Annotated in this window: 19 protein-coding genes; 8 read left to right on the forward strand and 11 right to left on the reverse strand. The window is 70.5% G+C overall.

The window, feature by feature from the left end; genetic code table 11:
* Nucleotides 1-1221, forward strand: a 1221-nt coding sequence (locus tag VF542_RS04085; RefSeq protein ID WP_408650431.1) for an amylo-alpha-1,6-glucosidase, incomplete at its 5' end; no start/stop codon positions are given.
* Between the two features lie 80 nt (nt 1222-1301).
* Here the strand turns inward: VF542_RS04085 and VF542_RS04090 are convergent.
* The 6 genes from VF542_RS04090 to VF542_RS04115 are packed head-to-tail and all read right to left on the reverse strand — an operon-like array spanning nt 1302 to nt 7920.
* Nucleotides 1302-2297, reverse strand: a complete 996-nt coding sequence (locus VF542_RS04090; protein ID WP_408650432.1) for a methionine synthase — start codon at nt 2295-2297, stop codon at nt 1302-1304.
* Nucleotides 2294-3415: a tRNA 2-thiouridine(34) synthase MnmA gene (gene mnmA, locus VF542_RS04095; RefSeq protein ID WP_408650433.1), complete on the reverse strand. Its 1122-nt coding sequence runs from the start codon at nt 3413-3415 to the stop codon at nt 2294-2296. Before mnmA ends, VF542_RS04090 begins: the two co-directional genes overlap by 4 nt.
* Nucleotides 3412-4623 (reverse strand): cysteine desulfurase family protein, encoded by a 1212-nt coding sequence (locus VF542_RS04100; protein WP_408650434.1) that lies wholly within the window; start codon nt 4621-4623, stop codon nt 3412-3414. The genes mnmA and VF542_RS04100 overlap by 4 nt, the downstream gene beginning before the upstream one ends.
* A gap of 3 nt (nt 4624-4626) precedes the next feature.
* On the reverse strand, nt 4627-6102 hold the full coding sequence (locus tag VF542_RS04105; RefSeq protein ID WP_408650435.1) for an MFS transporter: 1476 nt from the start codon (nt 6100-6102) through the stop codon (nt 4627-4629).
* A 19-nt stretch (nt 6103-6121) separates the two neighbouring features.
* A complete protein-coding gene (locus VF542_RS04110) occupies nt 6122-7081 on the reverse strand; it encodes an electron transfer flavoprotein subunit alpha/FixB family protein (protein ID WP_408650436.1) in 960 nt (319 codons plus the stop codon).
* A 59-nt stretch (nt 7082-7140) separates the two neighbouring features.
* Entirely contained in the window at nt 7141-7920 is a 780-nt protein-coding gene (locus VF542_RS04115; RefSeq protein WP_408650437.1) for an electron transfer flavoprotein subunit beta/FixA family protein, read from the reverse strand.
* A gap of 212 nt (nt 7921-8132) precedes the next feature.
* On the opposite strand from VF542_RS04115, the gene VF542_RS04120 reads away from it, so the two are divergent.
* The 5 genes from VF542_RS04120 to VF542_RS04140 all read left to right on the forward strand — a co-directional run bounded on the left by VF542_RS04120 (nt 8133) and on the right by VF542_RS04140 (nt 13929).
* Complete coding sequence (locus VF542_RS04120; protein ID WP_408650438.1) at nt 8133-8345, forward strand: hypothetical protein; 213 nt, start codon at nt 8133-8135, stop codon at nt 8343-8345.
* 160 nt (nt 8346-8505) lie between these two features.
* Nucleotides 8506-8856: a trypco2 family protein gene (locus tag VF542_RS04125; protein ID WP_408650439.1), complete on the forward strand. Its 351-nt coding sequence runs from the start codon at nt 8506-8508 to the stop codon at nt 8854-8856.
* Nucleotides 8857-8878: 22 nt separating this feature from the next.
* Entirely contained in the window at nt 8879-11350 is a 2472-nt protein-coding gene (locus tag VF542_RS04130) for a trypsin-like serine protease (RefSeq protein ID WP_408650440.1), read from the forward strand.
* Between the two features lie 249 nt (nt 11351-11599).
* Nucleotides 11600-12445, forward strand: a complete 846-nt coding sequence (locus tag VF542_RS04135) for a class I SAM-dependent methyltransferase (protein ID WP_408650449.1) — start codon at nt 11600-11602, stop codon at nt 12443-12445.
* On the forward strand, nt 12442-13929 hold the full coding sequence (locus tag VF542_RS04140; RefSeq protein WP_408650441.1) for a 1,4-alpha-glucan branching protein domain-containing protein: 1488 nt from the start codon (nt 12442-12444) through the stop codon (nt 13927-13929). The genes VF542_RS04135 and VF542_RS04140 overlap by 4 nt, the downstream gene beginning before the upstream one ends.
* 67 nt (nt 13930-13996) lie before the next feature.
* Here VF542_RS04140 and VF542_RS04145 read toward each other — a convergent pair whose 3' ends face one another.
* A complete protein-coding gene (locus tag VF542_RS04145) occupies nt 13997-14677 on the reverse strand; it encodes an SAM-dependent methyltransferase (protein WP_408650442.1) in 681 nt (226 codons plus the stop codon).
* 143 nt (nt 14678-14820) lie between these two features.
* On the opposite strand from VF542_RS04145, the gene VF542_RS04150 reads away from it, so the two are divergent.
* A complete protein-coding gene (locus VF542_RS04150) occupies nt 14821-15300 on the forward strand; it encodes a hypothetical protein (protein ID WP_408650443.1) in 480 nt (159 codons plus the stop codon).
* A 5-nt stretch (nt 15301-15305) separates the two neighbouring features.
* Here the strand turns inward: VF542_RS04150 and VF542_RS04155 are convergent, their stop codons facing one another.
* Nucleotides 15306-15998, reverse strand: a complete 693-nt coding sequence (locus tag VF542_RS04155) for a hypothetical protein (protein ID WP_408650444.1) — start codon at nt 15996-15998, stop codon at nt 15306-15308.
* 22 nt (nt 15999-16020) lie between these two features.
* Between VF542_RS04155 and VF542_RS04160 the strand changes: the two genes are divergently transcribed.
* A complete protein-coding gene (locus VF542_RS04160; RefSeq protein ID WP_408650445.1) occupies nt 16021-17208 on the forward strand; it encodes a glycosyltransferase family 4 protein in 1188 nt (395 codons plus the stop codon).
* 43 nt (nt 17209-17251) lie between these two features.
* On the opposite strand, the gene VF542_RS04165 is transcribed toward VF542_RS04160, so the two are convergent.
* The 3 genes from VF542_RS04165 to VF542_RS04175 form a co-directional block, all read right to left on the reverse strand.
* Entirely contained in the window at nt 17252-17950 is a 699-nt protein-coding gene (locus tag VF542_RS04165) for an acyltransferase (RefSeq protein WP_408650446.1), read from the reverse strand.
* Nucleotides 17951-17952: 2 nt separating this feature from the next.
* Nucleotides 17953-18609 carry an HAD hydrolase-like protein gene (locus VF542_RS04170; protein ID WP_408650447.1) on the reverse strand — a complete coding sequence of 219 codons (657 nt, stop codon included), beginning with the start codon at nt 18607-18609 and terminating at the stop codon, nt 17953-17955.
* Nucleotides 18606-19423: class I SAM-dependent methyltransferase (locus tag VF542_RS04175; RefSeq protein ID WP_408650448.1), on the reverse strand; the 818-nt coding region annotated here is incomplete at its 5' end. The genes VF542_RS04170 and VF542_RS04175, both read right to left, overlap by 4 nt.

The raw sequence follows: 19423 nt of genomic DNA on the forward strand, positions 1-19423 counted from the left end.
GAGGAGCCGGGCAAGATCCTGCACGAGATCCGCGCTGCCGAGACCGAGCACGCCGCGGGTCACCAGCCGGATCGGCTGTTGCGGCTGCCGGCCACGTACTTCGGCACGGTGGATGCCACCCCGCTGTGGATCCTGCTGCTGCACGACAGCTGGCGGTGGGGCCTGGCCGAGCCGGAGGTCGAGCGGCTGCTGCCCAACCTGGAGCGGGCGCTGGCCTGGATGGCGGACTTCGGCATGGACGGCAACGGCTTTCTCAGCTACGCCGACCGCTCCGGGCACGGCCTGAGCAACCAGGGTTGGAAGGATTCGGCCGACTCGGTGCAATTCCGCGACGGCCGGCTCGCCGAGCCGCCGGTCGCGTTGAGCGAGGTGCAGGCCTACGGCTACGCGGCGGCGATGGCGGGCGCAAGCCTGCTGGAGGCCTTCGGCCGTCCCGGTGCGGACAGCTGGCGAGACTGGGCCACCGGGCTCGCCGAGCGCTTCCGGCAGCGGTTCTGGCTGGCCGACGAGCACGGCCGCTATCCGGCGCTGGCGCTGGACGGCCACGGCGAGCCGGTCGATTCGGTGGCCTCCAACATGGGGCACCTGCTGGGCACCGGGCTGCTGGGCGAGCAGGAGTCCGCCCTGGTCGCCCACCGGCTCGGCTCACCGGAGCTGTCCTCGGGCTTCGGTCTGCGGACGCTGGCCAGCTCGGCGGCCGGCTTCAACCCGCTGAGCTACCACGGCGGTTCGGTGTGGGCGCACGACACCGCCATCGCGATCACCGGCCTGGCCGCCGCGGCGGCCGACGGGGTTCCCGGCGCCGCACCGGCGGCCGCCAACCTGATCGAGGGGCTGCTGGCAGCCGCTCCGGCCTTCGGCTACCGGATGCCCGAACTGCACGGCGGCCACCGGGCCGAACCCGGCCGGCGCCCGATCCCCTATCCGGCGTCCTGCCGGCCACAGGCCTGGTCGGCGGCGGCGGCGATGGCGATCGTCACCGCGCTGCTCGGTCCCCGGCCGGATGCCCCGGCCGGGGCGCTGGAGTTCCGGCCGCTGAAGGTGCGGCCGGCAGAGGTCCCGTCAGTGGAGTTCCGGCCGTCGACAGTCCCGCCGCCGGCCGCGGAGCCTGGTGCCGGGGTGCCGGCGGGCGAGCTCGCGGTGACCGGGCTGCGGTTCGCCGGCTGGCCGCTGTCGGTGCGCATGTCGGCCGACGGCTCGGTCTCCAGCTCGCTCGGCTGACGCCTGCGCTCGGCCGACGCGTCTCGCCCGGCTGACACGCGCTGACGATCCCGGCTCGGCTGACGCCTGCGCTGGCCGGCTCAGTCCAGGCCGTCCCGAAGCGACCTGCCAACCTCGTTCAGGGCTGACATCACCTGACGCGCATAGGGCATCGACGCCCCGGCCAGCCCGCAGGACGGCGTCGGGACGACCGCGTCGGCGAGCCGGTTCGGGTCGAAGCCGAGCTTGCTCCACAGCCGGCGAATCCGCTCCCGGGCATCGGCCGACGAGATCTGGGCATCGGTACCGGGAAAGACGCCCAACCACAGCGAGATGCCCGCCTCGACCAGCTCACCGAGGAAGTCCAGCTGGGCATCGGTGACCAGGCTGGCATCGACCGACACCGCGGACGCGCCGCAGCCGGCCAGCAGGTCGTAGGGCACCTCGGCGGCGCAGCAGTGCACCACCCGGTGACCGGGCGGCGCGACCTCCAGCACGCTGGCCAGCGCCGGGGCGGCCACCGACCGGGGCAACGACCGGACGGTGCCGTACCCGGACGGCGTCGGCACCTGGCCGGAGAGCGCCTGCGGCAGGCTCGGCTCGTCCACCTGCAGCACGAAGGCGGTGCCGGGAAGCCGCGAACTCAGCTCGGCCAGCAGCACCCGGGTGCCCTCGGCCAGCGACCCGGCCAGGTCGCGGAAAGCCCCGTGATCGGTCAGCACCTTGTGCAGGTTGGGCAGTTCCAGGGCCGCGCCGAGGGTCATCGGGCCGCAGACCGACACCTTCAGCAGCGCCACGCCCTGCGCCTGCTCGGTGACGGCGTCCAGGTCGCGGTTCAGATGGTCACGGGCCCGGGCCTGGTCGCGCCCGGCGTGGCTGGTGACCGTCCAGCCGTGCGGTTGCCACTCCACCGGGAAGTCGACCAGCAACGCGCCGGTGCGGGCGATCGCGTCCGCACCGAAGCCGCGGCCGGGTAGCTCCGGAAGGTAGGGCAGTTCAGCCACCTCACCCAGCACCAGCCGGACGGCCTCGGCCGGATCGGTGCCCGGGAGGGAGCCGACACCGGTCGCGGCGCCGGCCGGCCAGGGGTGGGTCATCCGGTGCTGACGGCGGGCCGCCGGGCAGCCGGGGGCTGGTCGGCAGCCGGCCGGCCGCCGCCGGTGTCGACGATGGTGGCGGAGCCGAGCACCCGGTCGCCGCCATACATCACCAGCGCCTGGCCGGCGGCGACCCCGCGCTGGGACTGCCGAAGCTCCGCGCGCAACCTGCCACCGGCGTCGAAGGAGATCCGGGCCGCCGACACCATGCCGTGCGCCCGCAGCTGCACCTGGCAGTCGAAGGCCGCCGCCGGCGGATCGGCGATCCAGACCGGCCGGTCGCCGTGCACCTCCTCGACCGCCAGGTCGGCGGCGCTGCCCACCACGACGGTGTTGGACTTGGGCTGGATCGACAGCACGTAACGGGGCTCCCCGGTGGCGCTGGGGATGGTGAGGTTCAGGCCCTTGCGCTGGCCGACGGTGAAGCGGTGGGTGCCGGCATGCTCGCCCAGCACCGCGCCGTCGGTGTCGACGATGGTTCCCGGGCGCTCCCCCAGCCGCCGGGCCAGGAAGCCCTGGGTGTCGCCGTCGGCGATGAAGCAGATGTCGTGTGAATCGGGCTTGGTGGCCACGGCAAGGCCCAGCTCGGCCGCCTCGGCACGGACCTGGTCCTTGGTGGAGTCGCCGAGCGGGAACACCGCGTGCGCCAGCTGCTCGCGGGTCAGCACCGCCAGCACGTAGGACTGGTCCTTGGCCGAATCCACCGATCGGTACAGCTGCCCGTCGGACAGCCTCGCGTGGTGGCCGGTGACCACGGCGTCGAACCCGAGCGCCAGCGCCCGGTCCAGCAGTGCCGAGAACTTGATCTGCTCGTTGCACCGCAGGCACGGGTTGGGCGTCCGGCCGGCCTCGTACTCGGAGACGAAGTTGTCGATCACGTCGGCCTGGAAGCGCTCGGCGAAGTCCCAGACGTAGAACGGGATCCCGAGGATGTCGGCGGTACGCCGGGCGTCGTGGGAATCCTCCAGCGAGCAGCAGCCCCGGGAACCGGTACGCAGCGTGGCGGGCTGGCGCGAGAGTGCCAGGTGCACGCCGGTCACATCCCAGCCGGCGGCAACCGCCCGAGCCGCGGCGACCGCCGAGTCGACGCCGCCGCTCATCGCCGCCAGCACCCTCATGCGCCACGTCCTGCCGTGGTGGCGAAGTTGGCGGCCGCACCGGCCCGGCGCGCGCGCTCGACCACCGGGCCGATCGCCTCGATCACGGTCCGGACGTCCTGCTCGGTGGAGGTGTGCCCCAGCGACAGCCGCAACGCGCCGCGGGCCCGTTGCTGGTCGGCGCCCATCGCCAGCAGCACGTGCGAGGGCTGGGCGACGCCGGCCGAGCACGCCGAGCCGGTCGAGCATTCGATGCCCCGGGCGTCGAGCAGCATCAGCAGCGAATCGCCTTCACAGCCGGGAAAGGACAGGTGGGCGTTGCCGGGCAGCCGGTGCATCGGGTGGCCATTGAGCACCACATCCGGGACGGCCTCCTGGATCCCCGCGATGAGCTGGTGGCGCAGCCTGGTCAGCTCGGCGGCCAACTCGTCGCGCCTGCTCACCGCCAGCTCGGCGGCGAGGGAGAACCCGACCGCACCGGGCGTGTCCAGGGTGCCCGAGCGGACCTCCCGCTCCTGGCCGCCGCCGTGCAGCACCGGCACGCAGTCCACGCCCCGGCCCAGCAACAGCGCGCCGACCCCGTACGGCCCGCCGATCTTGTGGCCGGTGACCGTCATGGCATCGGCGCCCGAGGCGGCGAAGGACACTCCCAGGGTCCCGACTGCCTGCACCGCGTCGGTGTGGAAGGCGATGCCGTAGGCGTGCGCGGTCTCGGCCAGCTCGCTGATCGGCTGGATGCTGCCGACCTCGTTGTTGGCCCACATCACGCTGACCAGCGCCACCGCGGCCGGGTCGTCGGCGATCGCCGCGGCCAGCGTCTCGGGCCGCACCACACCGTCGGAGTCGACCGGCAGCAGCACCAGCTCGGCGTTCTCGTGGGCGACCAGCCAGTCTGCCGAGTCCAGCACCGCGTGGTGCTCGACCGCACTGACCAGCAGCCTCCGGCGACCCGGGTCCGCCGCCCGGCGGGCCAGGTAGATGCCCTTGACCGCCAGGTTGTCGGCCTCGGTGCCGCCGCCGGTGAAGATCACCTCCGACGGGCGGGCATCCAGGGCGCCGGCCAGCCGCTCGCGGGACTCCTCGATGATCCGCCGCGCCTGCCGGCCGGAGGTGTGCACCGACGACGGGTTGCTGACGGCTCCGGTGCTGGAGGCCTGCATCGCCACCGAGATGGCGGCGATGACCTCCGGCAGCATCGGAGTGGTGGCGGCGTGATCGAGATAGGGCATCGGTTACGAGCTTACTGAGCCCTGCCAACCCGGCTCGGACGGTGCCGTCACGGGCCGGTCGGCGCCTGATGCCTGAGGGTGAGCTCCCTGGACCTGCTGCGCCCGCTGCACAAGCCGGGGGGCGCGACCGACAGCCAGCAGGCCCAGCGCCGCCATGCTCAGGTACACCACCGCGAACCCGGTGCCGTAGCCGATCCGGCCGTGCACCGCCAAGGCGATCAGGGCACCGGCGAACGCCGCGGAGATGGCGCTGACCGAGGAGTCCGCCAGCTGCAGGGCAGCCGAGTCCGAGCCCCGGTTGGCGTCGGTGGTGCACTCCAGCATCACCACGCTGGCGCTGGTGACCGCGAAGCCCGCTCCGAAACCGGCGAACGGCCAGACCGCGAAGGCGACCGCCCCGGGCACGATCCGCAGTGCCACCAGCGCCATTCCCACCCCACCGATGGCCATCAGCACCAGACCGAGGCCGACCAGGGCCGCCCGGTTCGGTTGCCTGAGCCGGCCCTGGATCGCCGACGCGGTCGCCCAGCTGAGGGCGGAGAGCATCAGCGGGGTACCGGCCAAGGTCGGCGAGTAGTGCAGCTGCACCGACAAGGTCAGCGGCACGATCACCTCCATGCCGACGAACACTCCGGCCAGGACCCCCCGGAAGGCGATCGCGGCCGGCACGCCGGAGGCGAAGCGTGAAGTGCCGGGCGGCAGCAGCCGGCGCAGCCCGAGGACCATGGCGACCAGCCCGATCACCGCGCCTGCCGCACCGAGGGCGTTGATGTTCTCGCCGAGGTTGGCGACCCCGGCCACGCCGAAGGCGGTCAGCAGGGCGTAGCCGATCCGCCGCCGGTCGAACCGGCCGTCCCGGTCGCTGGAACGGCGCAGTTGGCTGAGCGAGGGCAGCATCAGCACGCCGCCGAGCACCACGAACGGCGCCAGGCCGCCGAACACCCAGCGCCAGGACAGCTGCTCGGTTATCCAGCCGGCCAGCACCGGGCCGACCAGGCCGGGGATGATCCAGGCCCCGGCCAGCGCGGCGAACATCCGGGGACGTACCTGGTCGGCGTAGACCTCACCCATCACCACGTACATCGCGGTGATCAGCAACCCGACAGCCAACCCCTGCACGAAACGGGCGGCCACCAGCACCCACATCGACCCGGCGGCGCTGCCGATCAGCAGCCCGGTGATGAACAGCAGCAGGCCGACCAGCAGCGGCCGGCGCGCGCCGTGCACATCGGAATACATCCCGGACACGACCATGCCCACCACGCTCGCCACCAGGAAGCCGGTGAAGGCCCAGCCGTAGGAAGCCAGGCCGTGCAGGCTCCGGGCAGCGGTCGGAAGCGCGGTCGCGACGGCCAGCGCCTCGAAGGCGATGATCGTCATCAGGATCAGGATGCCCAGGGTGGTGATCCGGTACCGGGCCGCGAAGATCGTCTCGACACTTCGGCCTGGTTGTTCGCCGAACTCAGCACCCACGGTCACTGGGCCCAGTGTAGTGCTGTTATCCCTTGCGCTTGCTCACTTCCTCGGCCAGCTGCGGGGCAACCGTGAACAGGTCTCCCACCACGCCGAAGTCCGCCAGCTCGAAGATCGGCGCCTCGGGGTCCTTGTTGACCGCGACGATGGTCTTCGAGGTCTGCATGCCGGCCCGGTGCTGGATCGCCCCGGAGATCCCGAGCGCCACGTAGAGCTGCGGCGACACCGTGACACCGGTCTGGCCGACCTGCATCTGGTGCGGCACCCAGCCGGCGTCGGTGGCCGCTCGGGAGGCGCCCACCGCGGCACCGAGCGAGTCCGCCACGCCCTCGACCACGGAGAAGTTGTCGGCCGAGCCGACGCCGCGGCCGCCGGAGACGATCACCGAGGCGTCCTGCAGTGACGGCCGGGAGCCCTTGGCCTCGGAGACCCGGTCCACCACCTTGGCCGCCTTGGCCGCCTCCGAGAGGGCGACGTCGACGGTGACCAGTTCGGCAGCGGCGGGCGCGGTTTGGGGCGGCACCGAGTTCGCGCGCAGGCTGATCACCGGAATGCCGGTGGTGACCCGCGAGCTGACGGTGACCGCACCTCCGAAGATGGACTGCTTGGCCGAGCCGTCGGCGTTCACCTCGATGGCGTCGGCCAGAAATCCGGAGTCGAGCTTGAAGGCCGCCCGGGCCGCGACCTCCTTGTTCTCCGGGGTGGAGGCGACCAGGATCGCGGCCGGCGAGGCCTGCCGGGCGATGCCGGCCAGCAGCTCGGCCTTGGGAGCGACCAGGTAGTCGGCGACCTCGTCGCTCTCGGCCGCGTAGACCTTGGCGGCGCCGTATTCGGCGAGCTGGTCGCGCAGTGCTCCGGCGGTGCCCGGCGCGCCGATCACGACGGCGGCCGGCTCACCGAGCGAGCGGGCGGCGGTGAGCAGTTCCAGCGCCGACTTCTTGAGCTTGCCGTCCGCCGAATCGATCAGTACGAGTACTTCAGCCATGGTGTGTGAGTCCCTTTGCCTTCTCAGTCAGTCGTCTCGTCAGTCGTCTCGTCGCCGGCTCAGATCAGCTTCTTGCTGGCCAGGTACTCCGCGATCGCGGCACCGCCGTTGCCGTCGTCCTTGACCACGACGCCGGCGGCCCGGGGCGGGGCCACCTCGAAGGAATCCACCGCGGTGGTGGCGGCGGCCAGGCCCACCTCGTTCTCGGCCAGCCCCAACTCCGCCAGGGTCAGCGTGGTGACCGGCTTGGACTTGGCGGCCATGATGCCCTTGAAGGACGGGTAGCGCGGGTCGTTGATCTTCTCGACCACGCTGAGCACGGCGGGCGTGGCGGCCTGCACGACGTCATAGCCGGCCTCGGTGACCCGCTCGACGGTGACGTTCGAGCCGTCCACGGTCACCTTGCGCGCGCCGGACAGCTGCGGCAGCCCGGTGGCCTCGGCGACGAGCGCGGGCAGCACCGACAGCCGGGAGTCGGTGGCCTCGAAACCGCCGATCACCAGGTCGTACTCCAGCGTGCCCAGCGCCTTGGCCAGCACCTTGGCGGTGGTGATGACGCAGGAGCCGCGCAGCGCCGGATCCACCACGTGCACGCCCTTGTCGGCCCCCATCGACAGCGCCTTGCGGATCGACTCGGTGGCCCGATCCGGACCCATGGTCAGGATCGTCACCTCACCGCCGTGGGCTTCCTTGAGCCGCAGGCCCTCCTCGATCGCGTACTCGTCGATCTCGTTGATGACGGCATCGGAGGCGTCGCGGTCCAGCGTGTTGTCGGCGGGATCGAGCTTGCGCTCGGCATAGGTGTCGGGCACCTGCTTCATCAGAACAACGATGTTCATCCGGTGATCGTCCTTCTTCCCAGTCGGGACTGTCAGTCGAGGTCGGTCGGTCGAGTTCGGTCAGTCCAGTAGCGAGGCCAGCGCGGGTGCGGCGTGCTGCGATGCTCCCGATGTTACCCGCGAGTAGCAGACGGGACACCGGGTCGAGAGGCGTGTTTCGGGTCACCCGCCTCCGCGAGCGCCGCATACCTGCATTGTTGTACACGCCGCCGATGGGCGACCGAGTGGTGTACGAAGTAGGCATGGTGATGCCAGGACCGGACCCCGACAACTACCCGCCGATCGATCCGGACGAGCCCGTGCCCGATGACCCGGGAACGCTCTCGCCGGACACTCCCGAGACCCTGCCACCGGCGCCCGTGGAGCCGATGCCCGGGCCGGACGACCCGGGCAACGTGCCTTTCGGTGAGCCGGAGCCTGTCTAGGCTGAACCGGGTGTAGCAGGAAGTCCATGTCACATGGCGCCCCTGCAACCACTAGCCGGTCACTCGATCGGATCTGGTTACTGGGCTTGGTGTGTTGCACTCACTATTGTTCACACAATGCCGGCGTGAGCTGGCCGTTGAAGGTTGGTTCGGGGGTGTCGTGACGGAGGTCCTAGTAGGTCTCGCGGAGGCCATAGATGCGCTGCGAGCAGAGCTAACGAGAGCCATGGGTGCCGGTGCGGGCAAACCGATGCGGTTCAGTCTGGACCCGATAGAAATCACCCTGCAGCTCGTCGTGACCAACGAGGGCAATGGCAAGGTCGGCTGGAAGATCATCGAAGTGGGTGGTAAGCGCGAATCCGTCACCACACAAACCTTGACACTGAAGTTGACGCCCGAATGGCGTGATAGCGACGGACGCCTCACGGCTGACTTCACCATCGCGGCTGATAGCCCTGCTGACCAACATTTTGGTCCGCAGCCAGCACCTATGACCGACGAGCACCGCTGATTTGCGTCGATGAAGCACGGCGATGAATGACATCGGCACGAGTCCGAGTCGCGACCGAGTGGTTGCAATGCTGGCGACTTTGCCGTCCGGCCGAGTACAGATTGGTTCCGGGTTTCTGATAACGGCCGACGTGGTACTGACCGCTCGGCACTGCACGCAGGATCGCAAGACCGGGCAGCCAGCCGTTGATATTCAGGTCATCCGCTCCTCCGATGGCGCCACTACCGGCACTCGAAGTGGTGGGGTTGAGATCATCCGCTCAGGCGCACTTGACGCAGCAGTGCTGCGATTGGCTGCACCGCCCTGGCAGGACGAGAAGTTGCAGCCGCCCCTCTTCGCCCGGGTGAACCGTCAGAATGCCGGGATACTGAAGGACTGCGTTGCTATCGGATACCCGCAATTTCAATACGACCCAGCTACTCGCAATCGGCAGACTGCGGAACTACACGGCGTGATCTATCAGACCGACGGCGCCGAGGCCGGACGGCTACTGCTGCGCGAACCGATACTTACGACGGTCGCCGCACCAATGGGCGCTGACGAAGGCTCGGAGTGGGGCGGCCTGTCAGGGGCGTTGGTGTTTCACCTTGGGCGAGCGCTGGGAGTGATCGTCGAGCACCATCCACGTCAGGGTTCGTCCGCCGTCCAACTCGTTGCTATCGACCAAGTCGCAGACCTGGCCGCCACGGATGCTGAGACGGCAAAGATCGCGGACGCGGTCAGCCTGCCCAAGTTAGGGGCGCTGCCCTTGACGCAGGCCCAACCGATTCCAGCGCTGGCGGGACTGGTACCCGTGCTTGTCAACGGTCAGTTGCCTCTCGTCGCCGGCCTCGACCCGTACCGGCTCGGCGCAACCGTGTCTGATTATGGCAACAGCGATACCTATGGGCTCCGAGATCCATATGTCCCTCGCACTCATGATGAGGTCGACATCCGGCTGCGTGCGGCGCTACAACCGGGGCATATCACGCTGGTGGTAGGTCCGTCCAAGGCCGGAAAAACCCGCACTGCATTCGAAGCAGCTCTGGCCATGTGGCCTTCCGCTGCGGTCGCAGTGCCTGCGCCGGACGAACTCAGTTCTTTGGCCAGCCATCCCCGGGTGCAAGCCACCAGCGACATTATGCTCATCTGGTTGGATGACCTACAGCGCTACTTAACCGGTAGAGATCCCCTGACACCGAAGCTGTTGACCCAGTTCACATCCCGACCTGGCCCGACCCTGCTCCTCGCAACGCTGCGTCAGGAAGAACGGGACAAGTTGCGGCAGAATACCGGAGAGTTCGCCGTCGATACCCGTGCGGTGCTCCAGTTCGCCGAACCTACGACTGTAGAACTCAGGCACACCACCAGCGACCCTGCCGAACAAGCCGCTGCGGCCGCGGCTTATCCGGCCACGAATCTGGACAATGCTGGACTGGCAGAGGCCCTCGCACATGCGCCAGCGCTATTGGAGGAGTACCGCGACAGCGCCGCTGTTGACCCCGTTCGGCACATCACCGTCCGGGTCGTCATCGACTGGGCGCGAACCGGGATGGTTCGTCCGCTGCCGGAATCGCACTTGATTACCTTGGTGCGGGACGCGGTCTGGGTGGCACGACCAGATCTTGACATCGATGACGGCAGGATCATCAGCGCGATCGCTTGGGGCCGGATGGCGCTGCCAGGCACCGGAAGCGCGGCGTTGCTACGGACGTATGCGCTGCCCGACCGGACTCGCGGTTACCGCCCCTTCGACTACCTCGTTGCCGCAGACAATGGGCAAGGCGGTCACGCTCGGTCCATCCCTGAGTCATTCTGGGACCAGGTTCTCTTCTACGCCACAGCGCACGAAGCTGGCGATATTGGCAACGCCGCCTACTACCGGAACAACACGCGGGTGGCCATCGTAGCGTTACAGGAAGCTGCCAAGGCTGGTGATTACGACGCCCTCCGTAGGCTTGGTTACGTACGAGCCAATGCCTTGGACCCGCCGGATCTGGAGGGTGCCAGAGCCGCCTTCCAGCAGGCCGCCGACGCCGGCCACACCGGCGCCGCGTTCAGTCTCGGGGTGCTGCTCGCTACCCAGCTGAACCCGCCGGATCTGGACGGCGCCCGAGCCGCCTACCAGCAGGCCGCTGAACTCTGGCACGCATCGTTAGAATCCGAGGACGAAGCGGTCATGATTCCCGCTGTAATCAATCTCGCAACACTTGCCGCAGCTAGCGACGATTATCCCCACGCCGTGAGGCTCCTGCGACGAGCAGCAGACCTCGGCGTTGAGGCCGCCCTCGACTACGCCGAGGTCCTTGACACGGACACCCGGCCTGCGGCCTGCGAACGGTTGCGGGAACGGTCCGACACTGACTCCTTGAACTTCCGTGGCATCGCTGCCTATGCCGACGGAAAGTGGGCTGAAGCGCAGAAACTCTGGACAACGTCACACGAGCGACAGGATGCCGTTGCACCACTGCTCCTCTTCATGCATCGCAATCTTCAGATTGACAAACTCGCGTAGCCCGTTCCTAGCCTCACCGAGGCATCTGCTCACCAAGATGGGGGCCGCCAATCCTCTGCCCGATGGTGTGCTTCCGGCGATGCCGTGTGGCTACACGGGCCTAGGTTTCCGTGGACCCCGCCAGCAACCATGGCTTGTCGCGGCCGGTGGCAATGTTGAGGACCGAGCAATGCGCAGGTGGGCAGACCGATAGAGCGCCGCTACCGTCCATACCCCGAGGTCTCCCTCCCCCTAAACTGGGTCCACCCGATTGCAGAGGACAGACCCATCGAGGCAACACGCTCACTCGCGCCAGCCGCCCTGGAGCTGACCGGTGAGCGGACGGCGCCCGGGATCGCGAGTGAGAACTACTGGTTCCGCCGGCATCAGGTCGCCTACCTGCACCTGCGCGAGCAGGTCGAGGGACCCCGCCTGCTCGAGGTCGGGGCCGGCGAGGGGTACGGGTCGGCGTTGCTGGCCGAGCGGGTGCCGGCCGTGCTGGCCCTGGATTACGACCCGGCGGCCATCGCCCACCTTCTCCGGCGATACCCGGCGCTGGCCGCGATCCGGGGCAACCTGGCCGCATTACCGGTCGCGGGCGACTCCATCGACAGCGTGGTGTCGCTGCAGGTGATCGAGCACGTCTGGGACCACCCGCAGTTTCTTGCCGAATGTGCCCGGGTGCTGCGTCCCAGTGGCCTGCTGGTGCTCAGCACGCCGAACCGGTTGACCTTCTCCCCCGGCACCGACAGGCCGGTGAACCCCTTTCACACCCATGAGTTCACCGCCGCCGAACTGTGCCGGCTGGTGGCCGGCAACGGCCTGCCGGTGGTGAGCGTCCGAGGCCTGTTCGCCGGGCCACGGCTGGCCGAACTGGACCGGCGGTACGCCGAGCGGGGCGGATTCGTCGCCGCTCAGCTGGCCGAGCCACCGGAGCACTGGCCGGCCGAACTGGCCGCGGACGTGGCGGAGGTCAGCTGGCAGGACTTCCGGATCGGGCCGGATCTCCTTGACGGCTCGAAGGACTTGAGCAGCTTGAACGGCTTGAGCGATGTGACCGACTTCAGCGGGCTAGACGACAGCCTGGACCTGCTGGTGCTGGCACGGCGGCCGTGACCCAGCTCGGCAGGTTCAGCCTGGTACTGCACACACATCTGCCCTGGGTGGCACACAACGGCACCTGGCCGGTCGGTGAGGAATGGCTGCACCAGGCGTTCACCGGCTCCTGGCGGCGGGTGCTCCGGGTGCTGGAAACCCTTGCCGGGCATGGCTATCGCGAGGTCGCGACGCTCGGCGTGACCCCGGTGGTCGCGGCGATGCTCGATGACCCGTACTGCCTGTCCGAGATCCATTCCTGGGCCGGCCGCTGGCAGCTGCGCGCCGAGGAGCTCGCTGCCCGGCCTGGCATGCGAGCCCTGGCCGAGCACGAGCGGCGGGAGGCGGTGGCCTGCCTGGACGACCTGCGGGCGCGGTGGCTGACCGGCGGGCTGTCGGCGGTGCTGCGGCCGCTGATCGACACCGGCGTCGTGGAGCTGCTGTCCGGGCCCGCCACCCACCCGTTCCAGCCTTTGCTGACCGAACGATTCGCCGCCGCCCAGTTGAGCACCGGGCTGGCTGACGCCCAGCTGCGGTTCGGTAGCCGGCCGGGCGGGATCTGGGCACCGGAATGCGGATACGCCCCAGGCATGGAGCATTTCTACGCCGGGCACGGGGTGTCGCACTTCCTGGTGGACGGGCCCGCGGTGCACGGTGACACCGGCTTCGCCCGCCCGGTCGGGGACTCCGGTGTGCTGGCCTTCGCTCGCGACCTCGACATCTCCTACCGGATCTGGTCATCGCGCACCGGCTACCCCGGCGGCGCCAGCTATCGCGACTTCCACACCTTCGACCACGCCTCGGGATTCCGGCCGGTTCGGGTCACCGGGGGGTCGGTTCCCTCGGAGGCCAAGCAGCCCTGGGATCGCCGGCTGGCCTCGGCGGCGGTGCTGCGCGACGCCCAGGACTTCGTGGCGGCGGTGGTGCGGCGGCTCACCGAGCTGCGCGCCCAGCACGGCCGCGAGGCCCTGGTGGTGGCCGCCTTCGACACCGAACTGTTCGGGCACTGGTGGTATGAGGGTCCGGAATTCCTCGATGCCGTGCTGCGGTTGCTGCCGCAGGCCGGAGTCCGGTTGAGCACGCTGCGCGGGGCGGCTGAGGCGGGCCTGGTCGCCGAGCGGATCGAGTTGCCAGCCTCGTCGTGGGGTGCCGGCAAGGATTGGCGGGTCTGGGACAACGACGTGGTGGCCGAGCTGAACGACGAGATCGCCCATATGCAGAAGCGGCTGTTCTCGCTGCTGGACAACCGGCCGGACGGCGCGGGACGTGACCCGGCGGCTGATCAGTTGGTCCGCGAGGCGTTCCTGCTCAGCTCCAGCGACTGGGCGTTCATGGTCAGCCGGGACTCGGCCGCCGGCTACGCCCGGCAGCGGGCCCGCCTGCATGCCGACCGGTTCGCGGCACTGGCGGACGCGATCGAGTCGGGCACCGGCGCCGATCAGCTGGCTGAGCGGTTCCGCGCGATCGACGGCCCGTTCGGCCGGCTGGATGCCCGGACCTGCTGACGCCGTCCCGGCTGGCCGGTCTTGCGTCAGCCGCGACCCGGCGACACCGCCCTGGCGAGCGCCTGTATCAGCGCAGGAAGCTGAACAGCCGCTGATCGAGCGGCAACGGCTGCGGCTCGCCGTCGAAGCGATGCGTCCCGACCGAGCCCAGGACGTCCGGCGGCGCGGTGAAGGACAGCTCGGTGAATCCGGTGCCAGCCAGCCAGTCCCGGATCGCCGGGGTCAGGTCCGGCGCTCGGCGGCTTCGGGTCCAGACCAGCGTCGCGCCGGCCCGGCACAGCGCCGGCAGGAACTCGATCAGCCGGCGCACGTCAGCATCGGCGATGTTGCCGAACACCCCGCACATCAGCACCAGATCGGCCGGCGCGGCGCCGAGGTAGGAACCGGACCAGCCCGCGTCCTCCTCGCCCAGCCGCACACCGGTCAGGCCGGTCTCGCGGCAGAATCGCTCGGCGCGTTCGAGGTTCCTCCGGTCGGTCTCCAGCAGGGTGACCTCGACCGGGCCGGGCAGCCGGCCGTCCCGCTCGGCCAGCACGCCGAGGATGTCGCGACCGTCGCCCGCGCAGGCGCTGAGCACGGTCAGCGGCTCGGCCCAGCCGGTTGCCGCCCGGCGGTCGAGGTCCAGGCGGATCTCGGACCGGACCACGGCCAGCCGGGCCGACAGTGCCGAGGCCGGGTCGGCATAGTCGTCGTGCCAGGCGTTCCAGTCGGTCCTCCGGGTGTCGTCGGTCCCGCCGCTGCCAAGCATGCGGCCGATCCTAGGACGGCACCAGCGCTGTCCTGCGACGGCACACGGCCGAGGCAGGCCCGCCTGCGCTACCCTCGACCGGCCGAGACGCTTTGCGACCGAGACCCGTTGCCGGCTGAGAACTTTCGAAGGAGCCGCCCGACATGCAACGGCCAGCTACCTCCACGGCGGCCGGGCTCCGCCGCTCGATCACCGAGGCGGTCGAGGCCGCGACGAGTCGCGACGCCGACCGGTTCGCCCTGGCGGCTGACCGGTTGGCCGCCCAGGACCCGCAACGGCTGACCCTGGTGCAGGCGTGGGTGCTGCGTTCACTGCTCGAACAGCTGCATCCGGAGGGGCTCTCCAGTGCCGATGCCCAGGACGTCCTGCGGCACTGCCTGCTGTCGGCCACCCAGTGGTACACCGACGCCGACCCGCACGTGCTGGTGCTGGTACTCACCGGTGCGCTGGGCCTGTCGGATCCGGACGACGCCGCCCAAGCCACGGCCGGACCGGCAGGGCTGGGCTCCGGGGCGGCGCTGCTGATCGCGGACCTGCTGGGCCAGGCCGGCGGCCCGCTGGCCGGCTACCTGGACGCGGCCCTGGCCGAACTCGAACGCGCCGAGACCATCGAGCTGCCCTGAGGCGGTCAGTGACCGGTGCTGCCCTGACCAGCGCTGCCGTGACCGGCGCTGCCCTGACCGGCGCTGCCCTGACCGGCGCTGCCGTGACCGGCCGGATGGCTGGCACGGCCGCGGGCATAGCCGCCCGAGCAGGCCGCGATCACGCCGAGCAGCCCGGCAACGATGGACAGCACCATCAGCAGGGCGCTGCGATCGGGTGCGGCGTTGTCCGCGTCGTCGACGAAGACGTCCGGGATACCGGTGCAGCTGAGGTGAACCTCGCCGGTACTGGGCGCCACCATGGTGGCGAAGAGGTGCAGGTTGCGGTCGTCCTCCGCCGTCGAGGCGAGCGTCAGCGGGGTTTGCTCGCCGGTGCTCGAGGTGATGAAGCAGGCCAGGTCACCCAGCAGCCCCGCCTTCTTCAACTCGGCCACCGACCGCGTCGAAGACAGCTGGTAGGTCTTGCCCGCGGTGACGTGGTAGGCCGGCGGCGGGTTCGCCGCCGGGTCATAGGCATGTCGCTGGCCCGCCGCGACCACCCGGGAACCGGCGAACAGGACCAGGGCCAGCATCACCAGCACGGCGCCGGCGGCCAGGCTCGCGCCACTCCGATCGCGCCGCTGCCGGTTGCCGTGCCCAGCACCGGGCCCAGCACCGTGCCCAGCACCGGGCTCGGCACCGGCCGATGGCGGCGGGACGGGCGGCATGGACTGCGTCATCGGGTAGGGCACCATCTCTCGTGTGCGGGTACTGATGGTGTCATGGGAGTTCCCGCCGCTGGTGGTCGGCGGCCTGGGCCGGCATGTCGGGCAACTGGCCCGGCAGCTGGCCGCGCAGGGCCATGACGTCCGGGTGCTGACCCGGGGCGGCGGGCCGGAGCTCGAGCGGCAGCAGTTCGAGGGAGCCACCGTGTGGCGGGCCGCCGCCGACGGGCTGGCCATCGACTTCGGCAGCGAGAGCGTGCTGGCCTGGACCCAGGCCTTCGAGCACTCGCTCGTCCGGGCCGGCTTGCGGCTGGTGTCGCGGTGGCGGCCCGACGTCATCCACGCTCACGACTGGCTGGTGGCCCAGACCGCGCACACCCTGCGCCAGGTGACCGGCAGTCCCGTGGTGGTCACCGTGCACGCCACCGAGCACGGCCGGCGGCAGGGCTGGCTCACCGACCCGGTGCCGCGGGCGATCCACTCGGTGGAACGCTGGCTGTGCCGCGACGCCGCGGCGGTCATCACCTGCTCGCGCTTCATGGCGGCCGAGGTCAGCACGCTGTTCCAGCTCGACCCGGCCGAGGTGCGGGTGATCGCCAATGGAGTAGATCCCACGGTGCCGACTGAGTCTCGATCCGAACTTGAGACGGATGACGCCGGGAGTGCTCGGTCGTACCGCGGCACGCCGTTGCTGGTGTTCGCCGGCCGGCTGGTGCACGAGAAGGGACTGCAGGAACTGATCAAGGCGCTGCCGCTGCTGCGCGAGGAGCTGCCCGGCGTGCGGCTGGTGGTGGCCGGCACCGGCCAGCAACTGGCCGACCAGCAGGACCGGGCGGCGCGGTACGGCGTCGGCGACCTGATCGACTGGGTGGGTTTTCTGGACGCGGCCGAGCTGGCCGGGTTGCTGGCCGCCGCCGGCCTGGTGGTGGTGCCCTCGCTGTACGAGCCGTTCGGGATGGTGGCGCTGGAGGCGCAGCTGGCCGGCGCGCCGGTCGCGGTGTCGGACACCGGCGGCCTGGCCGAGCTGGTGGAGCATGGCCGCACCGGCCTGCGGTTCACACCGGAGAGCCCGGCCGCGATCGCCGCCGCCGTCCGGGACGTGGTGGCCGATCCCGAGGGCGCCCGGCGGCGAGCGGTCAGCGCCCAGCTCCGGGCCCGGGAGCAGTTCGGCTGGGCGGCGGTGGCCAGCCGGACCGCCGAGGCCTATGAGAGCGTCCGGGCGTAACTCCGCAGGCCCGACAGCCGGCCACCCGGGGTGGTGCTCGCGGTCAGTCCAGGCCGAGCTTGGCGGCCATGTCGGCGATCGCGGCGCGGGTGTCGGCACCGGCCTCGTGGTCCTCGCGCCGGTTGCGGATCACCCTGGCCGGCACCCCGACGGCGACCGAGTACGGCGGCAGGTCGCGGGTGACCACGGCGTTGGCGGCCACCACGCAGCCGTCGCCGATCACCGTGCCGCGCACCACCGACACCTTGTTCGCCAGCCAGACGTCGGCACCGATGCGCACCGGTGACTTGACGATCCCCTGGTCCTTGATCGGCCGCTCGACGTCGGCGAAGACGTGGTCGAAGTCGGTCACGTAGACCATGTCGGCGATGATGCTGGTGGCACCGATGCTGATGTCGAGGTAGGCGTTGACGACGTTGTTGCGGCCGAACACCACCTTGTCCCCGACCCGCAGGGTGCCCTCATGGCAGCGAAGCGAGGTGCCGTCCCCCAGGTGTACCCAGCGGCCCAGCACCAGCCGCCCGAACCCCGGCCGGGCGTAGAGCTCGACGTCCTTGCCGAGAAAGACGAAACCGGTGGTGACGACGTGCGGGTTGGCCAGCTTGAACCGCCAGAACCGCCAGTACCGCAGCAGGTACCACGGCGTGTAGGCGCGGTGCCGCAGCACCCAGCGCAGGCTCGCGACGGTGAACCAGCGCGGCTGGCCGGCGTCGCGCGCGCGGAACCGCCATCGGCCGATCATGCTCAGCCGGCCGGGAGCACGTCGAGCATCTCGAGCACCTCGGCGGGCTTGGCGCACAGCCGCAGCGCGCCGGCCGCGGTCAGCTCCGCCACCGAGCCGTAACCCCAGAGCGCGCCGGCACAGCCGAGGCCGTGCGCTGCCGCGCCGAGCACGTCGTGACTGCGGTCACCGACCATCAGCACCGTCGCCGGATCGGGATCTCCCAGCCGGCGCAACGCCTCACCCACCACCAGTGCCTTGGAGTCCCGGGCCCCGTCGAGGGTGTCACCGCACACCGTCTGGAAGAAGTCGGTCAGCTCCAGGTGCGCCACGATCCGGCTGGCGTGCGGCTCGGGCTTGCTGGTGGCCACCGCCAGCCGGTAGCCGCGGCCGGACAGGGCCTGCAGGGTCTCCAGCACCCCGTCGTAGCGGGCGGTGTCGAACATCGCGCCCTGCTCGACATAGTGCTGGCGGTAGGCGGCCACCACCTGCGCCACCCGGTGCTCGCCGACCAGCGGCGGCAGCGAGTGCCAGAACGGTGGGCCGAGCAGCGCGCGGGCCGTGTCGGGATCCACCCAGTCCACGCCCGCCTCGGCGAAGCTGGCCCGCAGCGCGCCCAGGATGCCGGGGGCGGAATCGCTCAGGGTCCCGTCGAGATCGAACAGGACGGTGTCGATCATGCCGGCTTGGTCCCGGTGATCTCGACGTTGTAGAAGAACCGGGCCGGCACGAACCTGGCCAGCACCGCCGAGTCCAGCTTGTGCAACCGCTGCCAGTTCGTGAAGGCGAACATCGCCCAGCCGAAGCCGAGCCTCTCGCGCGGGACGGCCGCCTCGAACGTCCGGACCGGCCAGCCGAACCAGGCCGCGGTCAGCTCGTCGGTCCGGGTCCGGACGCCGGTGGCGCCGGCCCGTTCGGCCAGCCGGCGCAGTTCTGCCGGGTCGAAGGTGTGCAGGTCCACGACAGCTTCCAGCGCGGCGGCCCGGGACGAGGCGTCCAGCTCGGTCTTGGGCCGGGACCAGGCCTTCAGCCGGTCCAGCCGGGTCACCCGGGTGGTCGCCCACCAGGTCAGCCGGGACAGCCGGCGGGCGATGAAGTCGCCGTAGCGGGTCGGCTCGCCGGCGAAGACGAACCGGCCACCGGGCTTGAGCACCCGCAGCACCTCGCGCAGCGCCTGCTCGACGTCGGGAATGTGGTGCAGCACCGCGTGCCCCACCACCAGGTCGAAGGTGTCGTCGTCATAGGGGATCGACTCGGCGTCGGCGACCCGTCCCTCGATGTCGAAGCCCAGGTTGGCGGCGTTGCGGCGGGCCACCTCCACCATGCCGGGGCTCAGGTCGGTCACCGCACCGGAGTCGATCACGCCGGCGAGCTTGAGGTTGAGCAGGAAGAACCCGGTGCCACAGCCCAGTTCCAGCGCCCGGCCGTAGGGCCAGCCGTCGGTGCCGGCGACATGGGAGAACCGGTCCCGGGCGTAGTCGATGCAGCGCTGGT

It is taken from the genome of Jatrophihabitans sp., from assembly GCF_036389215.1.
Classification (GTDB): Bacteria; Actinomycetota; Actinomycetes; order Mycobacteriales; family Jatrophihabitantaceae; genus Jatrophihabitans_A.